This is a genomic window from Nonlabens spongiae (genome assembly GCF_002117125.1).
Lineage (GTDB): Bacteria > Bacteroidota > Bacteroidia > Flavobacteriales > Flavobacteriaceae > Nonlabens > Nonlabens spongiae.
Window position 1 is genome coordinate 336563 of sequence record NZ_CP019344.1, and the last position, 12847, is coordinate 349409.

General features: G+C 41.8%; 16 protein-coding genes and 1 pseudogene. 10 read left to right on the forward strand and 7 right to left on the reverse strand.

The window, feature by feature from the left end; all coding sequences use genetic code 11:
- Positions 1-37: 37 nt before the first annotated feature.
- The 8 genes and pseudogenes from BST97_RS01605 (at position 38) to BST97_RS01620 (ending at position 4259) form a co-directional block, all read left to right on the forward strand.
- Entirely contained in the window at positions 38-1432 is a 1395-nt protein-coding gene (locus BST97_RS01605) for an alpha-amylase family glycosyl hydrolase (RefSeq protein ID WP_211277453.1), read from the forward strand.
- A 329-nt stretch (positions 1433-1761) separates the two neighbouring features.
- Positions 1762-2280 (forward strand): SDR family NAD(P)-dependent oxidoreductase, encoded by a 519-nt coding sequence (locus BST97_RS01610; RefSeq protein ID WP_262497080.1) that lies wholly within the window; start codon positions 1762-1764, stop codon positions 2278-2280.
- Positions 2202-2396 (forward strand): SDR family oxidoreductase, encoded by a 195-nt coding sequence (locus BST97_RS16220; protein WP_262497055.1) that lies wholly within the window; start codon positions 2202-2204, stop codon positions 2394-2396. The genes BST97_RS01610 and BST97_RS16220 overlap by 79 nt, the downstream gene beginning before the upstream one ends.
- A gap of 63 nt (positions 2397-2459) precedes the next feature.
- Positions 2460-2552 (forward strand): annotated as a pseudogene (locus tag BST97_RS16265) (oxidoreductase); the annotation flags it as partial.
- A gap of 8 nt (positions 2553-2560) precedes the next feature.
- Positions 2561-2707 (forward strand): hypothetical protein, encoded by a 147-nt coding sequence (locus BST97_RS16270; protein ID WP_317043471.1) that lies wholly within the window; start codon positions 2561-2563, stop codon positions 2705-2707.
- 26 nt (positions 2708-2733) lie between these two features.
- Positions 2734-2997, forward strand: a complete 264-nt coding sequence (locus BST97_RS16275) for an SDR family oxidoreductase (protein ID WP_317043434.1) — start codon at positions 2734-2736, stop codon at positions 2995-2997.
- Entirely contained in the window at positions 2994-3203 is a 210-nt protein-coding gene (locus BST97_RS16280; protein WP_245833619.1) for a Rossmann-fold NAD(P)-binding domain-containing protein, read from the forward strand. Before BST97_RS16275 ends, BST97_RS16280 begins: the two co-directional genes overlap by 4 nt.
- Before the next feature lie 69 nt (positions 3204-3272).
- Positions 3273-4259 carry a zinc-dependent alcohol dehydrogenase family protein gene (locus BST97_RS01620; protein ID WP_085765600.1) on the forward strand — a complete coding sequence of 329 codons (987 nt, stop codon included), beginning with the start codon at positions 3273-3275 and terminating at the stop codon, positions 4257-4259.
- An 87-nt stretch (positions 4260-4346) separates the two neighbouring features.
- Here the strand turns inward: BST97_RS01620 and BST97_RS01625 are convergent, their stop codons facing one another.
- The 3 genes from BST97_RS01625 to BST97_RS01635 are packed head-to-tail and all read right to left on the reverse strand — an operon-like array spanning position 4347 to position 6054.
- On the reverse strand, positions 4347-4760 hold the full coding sequence (locus BST97_RS01625) for a DUF6691 family protein (protein WP_085765601.1): 414 nt from the start codon (positions 4758-4760) through the stop codon (positions 4347-4349).
- Between the two features lie 3 nt (positions 4761-4763).
- The gene (locus BST97_RS01630; protein ID WP_085765602.1) at positions 4764-5321 is read right to left on the reverse strand and encodes a YeeE/YedE family protein; all 558 of its coding nucleotides are present in this window, start codon (positions 5319-5321) and stop codon (positions 4764-4766) included.
- 58 nt (positions 5322-5379) lie between these two features.
- The gene (locus BST97_RS01635) at positions 5380-6054 is read right to left on the reverse strand and encodes an arylesterase (protein WP_245833620.1); all 675 of its coding nucleotides are present in this window, start codon (positions 6052-6054) and stop codon (positions 5380-5382) included.
- A 99-nt stretch (positions 6055-6153) separates the two neighbouring features.
- On the opposite strand from BST97_RS01635, the gene BST97_RS01640 reads away from it, so the two are divergent.
- Together BST97_RS01640 and BST97_RS01645 are read left to right on the forward strand one after the other, a co-directional pair.
- A complete protein-coding gene (locus tag BST97_RS01640; protein ID WP_085765604.1) occupies positions 6154-6852 on the forward strand; it encodes an ABC transporter ATP-binding protein in 699 nt (232 codons plus the stop codon).
- Between the two features lie 32 nt (positions 6853-6884).
- Positions 6885-9380, forward strand: coding sequence for an ABC transporter permease (locus BST97_RS01645; protein ID WP_085765605.1), 2496 nt, complete (start codon positions 6885-6887; stop codon positions 9378-9380).
- Between the two features lie 51 nt (positions 9381-9431).
- On the opposite strand, the gene BST97_RS16355 is transcribed toward BST97_RS01645, so the two are convergent.
- From BST97_RS16355 to BST97_RS01665, 4 genes are all read right to left on the reverse strand, one after another.
- Positions 9432-9881, reverse strand: a complete 450-nt coding sequence (locus tag BST97_RS16355; protein WP_085765606.1) for a methyltransferase family protein — start codon at positions 9879-9881, stop codon at positions 9432-9434.
- Positions 9878-10609, reverse strand: a complete 732-nt coding sequence (locus BST97_RS01655; RefSeq protein ID WP_085765607.1) for an acetolactate decarboxylase — start codon at positions 10607-10609, stop codon at positions 9878-9880. Before BST97_RS01655 ends, BST97_RS16355 begins: the two co-directional genes overlap by 4 nt.
- Complete coding sequence (locus BST97_RS01660; protein WP_085765608.1) at positions 10610-11938, reverse strand: MBL fold metallo-hydrolase; 1329 nt, start codon at positions 11936-11938, stop codon at positions 10610-10612.
- Positions 11939-12043: 105 nt separating this feature from the next.
- Complete coding sequence (locus tag BST97_RS01665) at positions 12044-12832, reverse strand: SDR family NAD(P)-dependent oxidoreductase (protein WP_085765609.1); 789 nt, start codon at positions 12830-12832, stop codon at positions 12044-12046.
- Positions 12833-12847: the final 15 nt, after the last annotated feature.

Genomic DNA, 12847 nt, shown 5'->3' on the forward strand with positions numbered 1-12847 from the left:
GATTTTCGGGTTTTTAGCTTATTACTATATTGAGCGCATGAAAAATGTAAGCAAATACTTGTTGATAGCTCTCGCTTTTACACTGTTCTCATGTGAGGGTGATGACTCAACGTCTCCTGAGCAATCAAATCCTGTAGAAGATCCTACAGACCCTAATGATTCTCAGGATTATGTGCAATATGGAACGCCTTTTGACAACGTGCCTCTTACCAGTGATATTATCATGTACGAGGTAAACCTAAGAGCTTACAGCAGTGCTGGTAATATTCAAGGGGTCATCGATCGACTGGATCATATTGAGCAACTCGGTATCAATACAATCTGGCTCATGCCTATCTATACGCAAGGTGAATTGAGATCTGTAGGATCTCCTTATGCCGTGAAAAATTATAAAGAGGTGAGCAGTGAATATGGCAACCTCGATGATCTACGCAGACTCACAGATGCTGCTCATGCACGAGGCATGACCGTGATCCTTGACTGGGTGGCAAATCATACAGCGTGGGACAACCCATGGATCAATAACGATCCTGACTGGTACACAAAGAATGCTTCAGGGCAGATTATCCATCCTTCTGGAACTAACTGGCAAGACGTCGCCGATTTAAATTTTGATGTTCAAGAAATGCGCGTCGCCATGATTGATGCCATGCGCTACTGGATTCTTGAAGCAAATGTAGATGGCTTCCGTTGTGATTATGCTGATGGTGTTCCAGCTGATTTTTGGCAAGAGGCATTTGCAGAATTAAATACTATACCCAACCGAGACCTGATATTTTTTGCTGAGGGCAACCGCTCTGATCATTTGACCTCCGGTTTTGATTTGGCATTTGGCTGGGAATTTTATGGAGGGATCAAAGAAGTTTATGAGGGGCGTGATGCAGGTTACGCTTTCGCGAAAGCGCAAACAGAATACAGCAACGTACCCATGGGAAAGGAAATGGTACGATTTACCACAAATCATGACGAGTCTGCCTGGGATGCAACACCAATCACTATTTTCAATGGGTTGAATGGAGCTCTGGGAGCCTCTGTTGCTACTATTTTTCATGATGGAGTACCGTTGATCTATGGAAGTCAAGAGGTGGGACAAGCGTCAACAGTTCCATTTTTCTACAACTCAACCATAAACTGGTCTCAAAATCCAGATATGTTGAATCAGTACCGCACCATGCTTCAATTCTATAGCAATAGTGCTGCCGCTCGTAAGGGAGAAAATACAGAGTACACTCATCCTAACGTAATTCATTTCAAAAAAACGCTTAATGGGGATGAAGTGAGTATTCTTGTAAATACTAGAAATACTGCGCATACTTATACCTTGCCTGCAGAAATGCAAAACACTACCTGGACAGATGTGATGTCTGATAACCAAGTAGATTTAGGAACTCAATTTCAGCTAGAACCATATGGATATATGATTTTAGATTAACCTGAATCACTGGAAGCTGAGAAGATAAAGTATAAGAACAATGAGGGTTTAGATCAAATTTCTAAACCCTTTTTATTTTAAGCCTTCTCAGTTGGCTCATTTATTTTTACCTACAAAAATTTAACGCCCCTTTCTATTTCAATTAGTCTGCGGTTATGAGAAATAGGATCCTCTCTTAATTGATTTTATCACCAAAATTTAACATAGAGAGATTCTAAGTGAAATTATTGAAAAGTAAGATAGCCTTGGTTACTGGGGCGGGATCAGGAATAGGAAAAGCAATTGCCACTTAATATGCGCAAAACGGAGCTGCCGTTATTGTTAATGACATTGATGCACAGAAAGGAGAAGCCGTTGTAAAAGAGCTGGAATCAGATGGAGGCAAGGCATATTTTATTAAAGCAGATTCCTCAAAGGAAGAAGAAATCAAAATCACGATAGAACGTATTGTGGAGAAATATGACAAGCTTGATATCGCTTATAACAATCCAGGAATAGGAGGTGAGCATAATACAACTGGAAACTACGATGGTAAATCTTGGAACAGCGTAGTCGACCTCAATTTAAACGGCGTTTTCTATGACTGTAAATATGAATTGCAAGACGTGGAGAAGAATGGAGGAGGAGTCATCGTTAATATGGCATCTATTCATCGTGTGGTAGCCGCGCCTAATTCGCCTGCGTATACCGCTACAAAGCACGCAGTTGTAAGACTTATAAAGAATATCGGTGATGAATACGCTCAAAAAAAAATATTCGCTGTAATTGCGTGGGACCAGCTTACATTGATACACCTTTACTTCAGTCAAAAGAGATGCTTGAAACCATTAAGAAAAAGCATCCTATGAAAAGATTGGGAAAAACTGACGAAGTGGCGCAACTCGTGTTAATTCTCAGTAGCTCACAATCATCTTTCATAACCGGTGGATATTACCTTATAGATGGTGGCTGCCCGGCCGTTTAATTTTTATCTCGCTTTCGCGAAAGCGTAACAATTAAAATAAAAATTAATAGCTAAAAACAAAATATGAATTTAAAAGGAAAAACTGCAATCATTACGGGAGCATCAAGCGGAAAAGGTGAGGCTACGGCCAAAAAACTAGCCAGCAATGGAGCAAACGTAGTTCTGTGTCGCGCAAGACTGAAAAGCTGGAAAAACTGTGTGACGAGATCAAAAACGACGGTGGAAAAGCGACCGTGGTAGCTGCCGATGTCATTAAAACCGATGACTGGAAGGAAGTGGTAGACACCGCAAAAAGGAATATGGAACTGTAGATATTTTGTTTAATAATACGGGATTGATGCCACTCTCGATGGTGGATAAACTCAAAACTGATGAATGGCACACTATGGTAGATGTAAATCCAAAAGGTGTTTTGAATGGAGTTGCAGCAACTTTACCTGTCATGAAAGAGCAGAAATGTGGACATATAATAAATGTCTCGTCGAGTGCTGGACGCAAATACTTCCCGGGCGGAGCAGTATACTGTACCACTAAAGCTGCTGTGAGTATGTTTTCTGAAGGTTTACGTCAGGAAATGGCTCCAAATATGGGATTAATGTGACGATCATCGAGTCTGGGTTTGTGGATACTGAACTACAAGACACGATTACAGATGAGGATATCAAAGAACAAATCTCTAACATGGGAAGTGATATGACGCCTCTTAAAGCTGTCAATATTGCCGAGGCTGTTGCTTATGCCGCTGCGAGTCCAGATAGAGTGAATGTGAATGAGGTTTTCAGATACCCCATAAAGCATAAACAATAATTTAAATTTAAGAAATAGCCTCAAAATTTTTATGGCTATTTTTATACCTAAAACTTTAATAATTTTGTTATGAAAGCAATGATGCTCAGTAGCTATGACGATAACGCGTCATTTGTGAAAAAAGATATCGATAAACCAGTGGCCGGCAAGGGTCAGGTTCTTGTGAAAATTTATGCTTCAAGTGTGAATCCGGTGGATTTGAAGATCAAGTCAAATGGTAAAGATATGCCCATCGCTCCAGATCTACCCGCTTTGCTCGGAATGGATTTTGCCGGTATAGTGGAAGAATTAGGTCCTGGTGTAAGCAATTTCACAATAGGCGATGAGGTATACGGTTGTGCTGGTGGACTGATGGACTTGCCAGGAACTTACACGGAGTACATCGCAGCAGATGCTCGGCTGATGGCTTTGAAACCCAAAAATCTTTCCATGCGAGAAGCTGCGGCTTTACCGCTTGTTTCCATCACAGCATTTGAAGGCGTAGAACGAGCACAGATCAGTGACGGACAAAAGGTTCTGGTTCACGGTGGATCAGGTGGAGTGGGACACATCGCTTTGCAACTCGCGCAAATTAAAGGAGCTGAAGTTTTTGCTACTTCCAGCAGCGATGAGAAACTCAGTTTGGTTAAGGAGCTGGGCGCTCATCCCATAAACTACAACGATCAAAGTGTGGAGGATTATGTAAATCAATTTACAGATGGTCAAGGTTTTGATGCAGTTTATGATACGGTGGGCGGTAAAAATCTATTGAAAAGCTTTGAAGCCGTTAAAATCAACGCACAGATTGCCACAACCGTTTCGATGGCTGAGGTAGACCTGTCGCAAATGCACCACAAAGGTTTGTCGCTGCATGTGGTCTTTATGTTGATTCCTATGATTCATGATGTGGATCGCGCCAGTCATGGAAATATTTTAAAGGAAATTACGAGTTTGGTAGAATCTGGAAAATTAAAACCTGTACTTGATGAAAACAGATATCAATTAGAAGATGTAAACGAGGCCCACGCCCGTGTTGCCAGTAGTGAGGGCATGGGTAAGGTTACGATAGAACATTAATTAGTACTTAGTCCAAAATAAAAAAAGCCGTTTTAGAAAGTTCTAAAACGGCTTTTCAACTTAAAATCAAAACTTCACTCAACTTATCTAATGCGGCAGCTTGCTGCGCAATAATCCGTATACAAAAGTCCCGAGAAGGGCTCCAAATATTACAATCAAAATCATTGGGAAACCGGCTCCCGCAAGAACGTACATAGGTCCCGGGCAAGCACCAGAAAGCGCCCAGCCCAATCCAAAAATAATTCCGCCTATCAAATAACGTGGAACACCCATTTCCTTGGGTTTGAGACTCATCTCTCCACCGCCCAGCGGTTTTATATTATTACGTTTAATAACTTGAATGCCTATCACTCCCAGTACCAAGGCAGACCCTATAATTCCGTACATGTGAAAACTGTCAAATCTGAACATTTCATAAATTCTAAACCACGATGCCGCCTCTGACTTAAACATCACGATCCCAAAAAAAATCCCTATAGCTAAATAACTTAAATACCGCATGTCTTAAAAAATGAGAGGATAAATAAAATTAATCATGACCAGACCACCTATAAAAAATCCGATGACGGCAATGAGCGAGGGAAGCTGTAGATTACTCAATCCAGAAATGGCGTGTCCAGAGGTACAGCCTCCCGCATAACGTGCTCCAAAACCAACCATAAAACCTCCAGCCAATAAAATCAACAGAATTTTAGGATCGTTCAAATGATCTGTAGAGAATATTTCAGTGGGTAGGTAGGCTTCGCCCGCGCTGTCGATATTGTATTCCTGAGATAATTCTGTTGCCGTAACTTCATTGATCTCGACAGTATTATCACTCATATAATTTGAGGCAATAAACCCACCGATGATCGCACCAGCCACTACCGTAAGATTCCAGCGTTGTTCTTTCCAGTCAAACTTGAAGAAGTCTGCTGCCTTACCACATCCCAGAGCAGAGCATGCCGTCCTGAGATTGGATGACATACCAAATTGTTTTCCCACCAATAATAGCAAGAACATCGTCAGGGCTATCAAGGGCCCGGCGACATACCACGGCCAGGGATCCGTAATCCATTCCATAATTGAATTTGTTTTGTGCAAATATGCCGCTTTCGCGAAAGCGAGACAGTAACAAATGTTACTCAGAGTCAAGTAATGGTCGCAACGTTTCCCAAACCGTATCAGCAATAATCTGGTGACCTTCCTCAGTAGGGTGGATGCCGTCATTTTGATTCAAGGCGGCAATACCACCCACATCTTTCAAGATAAAGGGTATCAAATCGATGTCGTTCTTTTGAGCCAGTTCGGGAAAAACATTCTTGAAATCAGTAGTGTATTCTTTACCTAAGTTGGGTGGGAGTTGCATACCGGCGAGAATGATCTGGGTATCTGGACTTTTATCTTTTATCGTATTTATAATTTCTTGCAAATTACTTTTGGTTTCTGAGACGGGTACGCCACGTAAACCATCGTTAGCTCCCAGTTCCAATATGAAAATGTCAACCTTTTGATTCATCACCCAGTCGATGCGACTTTTACCACCAGCAGTAGTTTCACCGCTCACGCCGCTGTTGACCACCTCATAATTCATTCCCAGTGAATCGATTTTTTGTTGAATCAAGCCAGGGAAAGCGTCGTCTGTGTCGTCAAGACCGTAACCTGCCGTAATGCTATCACCAAAAAATAAAATCGTTCCAGAACCTTCTACCTGCGATGAATTGTTTTGGGAATCTTGTTCGGCTGTTTCTTGGTTTTGATTTGGACCATCTTGACTGCTTTGTTGCTTGCAGCCAATGAAAATTAAAAAAGCCAAAAAATAACAAAACCTTAAGTCCTTAAACCGCCCTGATCCTCGTGAAATCAGAGCTTGTGCCGTATTTTGACGATTTGATGTATAAATCATAATTATTTCATGTCTGAAGTTTTAAAGGTAAGTACGGTATCAAAAACTTATAGCAGTGGTAGCAAGGAATTAACAGTTCTTGATGACATAAGTTTTAGCGTAGAACAAGGTGAGACGTTCTCCATAGTAGGCCCATCAGGAAGTGGTAAAACTACACTGCTGGGCATTTGTGCTGGACTGGATCTACCCGATTCAGGAACGGTTACCTTGTGCGGTAAAAACTTGAATGAACTCAATCAAGACGAGAGTGCTGTACTGCGCAATAAACAAGTGGGATTTATATTTCAGAACTTTCAGTTACTGCCTACGCTGACGGCATTGGAGAATGTGAGTGTACCGCTCGAACTTCAAGGAGATTCAAAAGCTGCATCAAAAAGCAAAACCTTACTTGAAAAGGTAGGGTTAGGGGATCGCTTGAATCATTATCCATCACAATTGTCAGGAGGGGAACAGCAACGGGTAGCACTAGCCCGAGCTTTTTCAAATAGGCCATCCATTCTTTTTGCTGATGAACCTACGGGAAACCTAGATGAAGAAACTGGAGAAAAAGTCATTCAACTGTTGTTTGAATTGAACCAGCAAGCCGGAACCACTCTAGTGATCATCACGCATGACATGGAACTGGCAGAGCGCACCCAAAAGATTTTAAAGCTAAAAGGTGGACGAGTTCAAGAAATTAAGGAAACTTTGGTAAAGAATCCTACGTGATGAAGAAGTTGCGATTAAAATGGCTTTTTACTATGGCATTGCGAGATGCCAGAGCAAGCAAAACGCGTTTGTTGCTTTTCATGTCGTCTTTGGTTTTAGGAATTGCGGCTGTAGTTGTTATCCAATTATTCAGTACCAACTTAAAAGCCAATTTGAGCTTACAGTCTAAAGCACTCATGGGTGCCGATTACATTATAGATAGCGATGAGATTCCCACAGATCGAGCTCAGGAGATCATCGACTCCCTAAAACCTGATGCCAGTGAGGTGACCTTTGTTTCCATGGCTGCGTTTCCCAAGAATAGTGGAACAAAACTGGTCAAGGTAAGAGGCATGGAAGGTGATTTTCCCTTTTACGGTTCCATGGATACTCAACCTAAAGCAGCTGCAAGAAATTATCAGAAAGAGAAAACAGCCCTAGTTGATGCTACTTTGATGCTGCAATACAATATCAAAGCAGGTGATTCCATTAAAATAGGTGAACTGACACTTCCCATCGCTGGAGCGCTAACAAACATTCCTGGAGCCACCACCGTTTCAACCAGCGTAGCGCCATCTGTAATAATTCCGAAGGTTCTGATTGAGCAAACGCAACTGTTGCAATTTGGTAGTCGTAAGGAGTATCAGTATTATTTTAAGGCAGCTGACACGCTCAACCTCGACCGACTAGAAAAGGAACTGGAGCCCCAGCTCGATCTGGTGGATGCTGATCTTGATACACACACTAGCACGAGTAGAAGACTGGGCAGACGATACGATAACATTAGCAAATTTCTAAACCTGGTAGCCTTCATAGCTTTAATTCTGGGGTGTATAGGAATTGCAAGTTCCATCCAAATCTACATCAAGGAAAAACTTGCTTTAACAGCGGTATTGAAATGCTTGGGGACAAGTAGTTTACAGAGCTTTTTGATTTATTTGATTCAGGTAGCGGCGATTGGATTTTTGGGAGGTCTTTTTGGTACATTGATAGGTGTGGGTTTGCAAAGTGTCATTCCATATTTCTTGGAAGATTTTTTGCCATTTCAAGTGCAGATTTCCATTGATCCTATTTCCTTGATTGTTGGAATATTACTGGGCGTATTGATGTCAGTTTTATTTGCAGTTTTACCACTATTAAGTACTTGGTTTGTTTCTCCGCTGCGAGTATTAAGGGTTGGTAACGGGAATTTGGCCGCTCCTAAAGCTGTTCAAATCGCGATTTATATCGTGATTGTTGCTACATTATTTCTCATATCTTATTGGTTGCTAGACGATTTTATTTATGCCTTGTCTTTTATTGGAGGTACCGCCGTAACTTTTATTGTTCTTGCCGGTGTGGGATTATTGTTGATGAGAATCATACGCAAAAAATTTCCTAGAAACTGGGGCTATCCCAGCCGGCAGGCGTTGATGAATCTGTTCAGACCTAATAATCAGACATTGGTGTTGATTACATCGATAGGTTTGGGAGCTTTTTTAGTAAGCACATTGTTTTTCACGCGCGATTTGCTCCTCCAGAAAACTGATGTGGAACAATCTGCCAGTAATCCTAATCTGATCATTTTAGACGTTCAAACAGATCAGCGTACAGAACTTAAGTCCATTATGAAACAGAACGGGATTCCCGTGCTGGATGACATTCCCATCGTTACCATGCGCATGAGCAAAATCAATTCTCGCTCAGTAGATGAGATCGAGCGCGACACTACCAGAGAGGTGAGAAGCTGGGTTCTGAATCATGAGTTTAGAACCACGTACAGAAGTGAACTCACTGCATCTGAAAATATCTTAGAAGGGAGCTGGCAACCTAGAAGCGATGCTACTGAAACCATCCCTATTTCTATATCAGAAAACGTGGCTCGTGACGCATTGCTGGAAATAGGTGACCGAGTGACCTTTAATGTTCAGGGAGTTTTGATGCCTACTCAAATAACCAGTATCCGTTCTGTGGACTGGTCTCAATTGCAACCCAATTTCAATATTTTATTTCCCGTGGGAGTTCTGGAAAATGCTCCCCAATTCAATGTAGTGACTACTGCGGTGGCAGATGAAGCCGCCTCAGCACGATTACAGAGTGCGCTGGTATCTAGATTTCCCAATCTTACCATTATTGACCTACGACAGGCATTTATCCTCATAAAAGATATATTGGAAAAAGTCTCTTGGGTCATTAATTTCATGGCGCTGTTCAGCATGCTTACAGGGATTATTGTATTGATAGGTTCTGTGCGTACCAGTAAATACCAGCGTATTAAGGAGAGTGTTCTTTTACGCACGATAGGAGCTCGTGATCGCCAAATTCTAAAAATCTCAGCTTTAGAATACGTTTTCTTGGGTCTTTTGGGAAGTTTAGTAGGTGTTCTACTAGCCGTAGTGGCAACCTTGGGATTAGCCTTATTCGTTTTTCAAGAAGCTTTTGTTCCGTCTTGGATCCCGTTTTTGATAATTGTTCCTGGCATCACGCTCATCGTTGTCATCATAGGTTTGAGCAACATAAGAGAAGTACTGGGAAGCTCTCCTCTCGAGGTGTTGAGAAAAACAAATTAAATGGTGTAGATCCCGCTTTCGCGAAAGCGTACTAATTTCAATCAATATTCTTTAGATGAATCTCCTCGTTGACATTCTATAATTTTGGTACTCTGGGAAATTTTCCATCAAAAGTGCTTCTTCATATTTTGATTTATAGTACAAGAGCAAACCGATGGCTATAGCAGTCCCAATCTTGAAAATGGAAGAAGAAAAAAGTCCATAACCCAGGCACGTTAAAATAATGCCTGCATAAATGGGATGTCTGGAAATTTTGAATATGCCCGATGTAATTAATGACGAGTCCTTAACAGGCGAAGGGAAAGGTGATAAATATATATTGAGCTGAACGAGAGCGATCACAATGAATAGCACACCGATGATAACTAACAAAAGGCCAGCCCAATTCAATACAGATGGAAAAGAAATTCCGATCCATCGAAGTGGCAATGGATAGACTAGAAACAGTACCATTTGACCGAAGACGAATAGGTATTCCCTTAGGTCTCGCTTCCCACTCACTTGACCGGTAAATAAAGCGTCATATCTTGAAAACGTACCTTATCTAGATGCCCCATTTTAGACCGATCTTTTGTGATCAAATGAAGGTGCATAAAACTGTCGTGGTGGGTAAAAACCGTTTTGTGTTCTGTTGAGAAAAAGCCTAAGATGTCTACGTCTTCATTACCCAAACCGTATTTTACTTGACCTACGTGAGCTTCAGCTGGAGATGAGACTTTTGAACCTGGTGGCAAATTCTGAATATGAATAGTAGCGCTTTCCACTTTGCCTGATAATTTGAAGGCAAATGGTCTTTTTTGATTCTGAGAAACACTATCTATAAAAAACTCTAATTCTTTTACATTCTTAATTTCTGAAGGCAGGTTAACTTCTTTCCATTCTTCCACATTTGCGTAAACGAAAAACGTAGCTCCAGTTTCATAGGTTTCCAAAACTCTCATAGTACTGTCGGTGACCACTTGCGAGACGTAACTTTTTCCATCCATCACAAGCAATTCGCCGGTCATTTGACTCTGAGGACCTAATCCATAAAGTCCATTCTTATTTGAAATGGTATCCAAATCAATTTTACTGGTGAGCTCGCCTTTAAACATGGCGTCTCGCATGGCTCCCACGATTTGGACATCGTCATAAGTTTCTGGATTTTGTTGCGATTGCTTGGAATCAAAACAGCTCTGGAACATGAAAACACATGTCGCCAGAGCTGTATATTTAATTATTGAATTCATTCACTGAAACTTCTTTACATCGTCGCTGAGATCGTAAACTTTTACATCATTGATTTTCCGGTCTAGGATACTGCTTCCAGCCGCGCTTCTATAGCCTCCCGCACAGTGAACTACGATCGGTTTATCAGTTGGGATGTCTCCAGCTGTGTCTCGCAACTCGTTCAGTGGGTGGGATAGGGCGCTGTCAAAAAACTTTCCATTGTCGATCTCGCTCTGGTTGCGTATATCAACGATGGTATAAGCATCTGGATTGTTTTTAAAATGTTCCAGATCTAGTTTTTCCGTAGCTTCCAGTCCATCTTCAGGCAGCGTAATCACTTGCTTGATCTGTTGCTCGTAGCCTATTTTGGCAGCGCGGTGCAACAATTTTTCGACATCATCTTTTGACGTAGCCACCAGTGTGAATTCTTCATCGGGTACTACGATGGATCCCAGCCAAGTCTCAAACTTAGCATTATCAGAAACTGCCATAATGTTGATACTACCTTTTAGGTGACCTTTCTTAAAGTCAGCCTCGTCGCGGGTATCAATGATCAGTCCTTCGGCATGGGCGCGTTCTGCAAAGGGAACTTTTTCCACTGCGGGTTGAAGTATGGGAGCACCAGCCTTATTCATCTCCACATCATGACCAAAATAGGAAGGTATAAACGGCTGCCCGTCGAGCAAAGTATCCATGAATTTTTGCTTGTTATGTTCTTTGAACGCCCAATTCGTCTTGCGCTCGTCACCCAGCGTGCTGCTGTTAGCATCGCTCATCCCTTTACCACAAAGCGATCCGGCTCCATGAGCGGGATAAACCATCGCATCATCGGGTAGATCGTTGTATTTAGACTGCATGGTTTCGTACATCATTTCGGCGAGTTCCTCGCGTTTTGCTTGCATGTTCCCTGCTTTTTCACGCAAATCGGGTCTCCCCACATCACCTATGAATAAAGTATCACCAGTGAACAAGGCCGTATCAGTTCCTTCTTCAGCTACGATGGTTATGCTATCTGGCGAGTGTCCTGGTGTATTGATCGCTCGCAGGGTGGCATTTCCTACTTTAATCATGTCTCCATCATCAAATCCTTTATGCGGATATTCAGCACCTAGTTTCTCGCTGTTGTAAATGGTAGCGCCTTTCTCCTTATGGATTTCAAGGTGCGAACTCACGAAGTCGGCATGTGGGTGTGTTTCTAATACGGCGATGATTTTTGCGTTGTTCGCTTTCGCGAAAGCGTAATATTGAGAAGCATCACGCTCTGGATCTATCACTGCCATCTCACCGTCACTTACCACGGCGTAAGAGTAATGGGCGAGGGGCTTATATTCAAACTGCTTGATTATCATAATTCTAATTTTTTATAAAAATATCAAAGCAAATCAGTACGATCATGTAACCTTTGATACATTAACCTGATTTTTAAACTTTCAATGGAAATTTGAAACCAAAACCTACATCGCTCTGTGGTTTTGGGTAGATTTTTTAAGGTCATCGTATTTCTTAGCGATAGATTCATCCATCTTTTCTGGATGTGCAAAATTGAAGAGTGCATCCTTTTCCCGCTGCAAACCACCGAAAACAATATTGATCTCACCACGTTCTAACGCTGCAACGCTTTCTTGCGCCACCATTGCGGGCGAGTCCATGTTTTCACGACCCGATGAGGTCATCATATCCGTATCAGTCGCGGTGGGATAGACGCAAATCACGTTTAAGTTATGTGGAGCATATTCCCTGCGCAAGGAATCTGAAAATTGTTTGAGACCCGCTTTTGTAGCTGCGTAGACTCCATAAAAAGGCATCCCAATCAAGCCCAGACCTGATGAAATGTTCATCACCGCGGGAGCATCGCTTTTAAGGAGCAAAGGCAAACTATATTTAGTCAACAAAATCGCACCGGTCAGATTCACCTGAATCATATTTACGACATCCTCATCTGAAATAGATTCAAAATCACCCGCCGAAATCACCCCAGCATTGTTTATCAAAATATCAAAAGAACCCCATGATTGCTGAATTTCAGCAATAAGCTTTTTGAGATCTTCAGTCACAGACATATCACCTTTGACTCCGAGAAGATTTACATCAGGGTATTCTTTTTTCAGTTCTGACAATCCTGTAAGCGAGCGCGACATGATCGCGATATGTGAGGCTCCTTTTTTAATAAAAATTTTAGTGAGTTCTTTCCCGATTCCTTTATCACCACCGGTGATGAGTACTTTCCTATTCTTTAAGTTCATAATTCAATTTTTTAA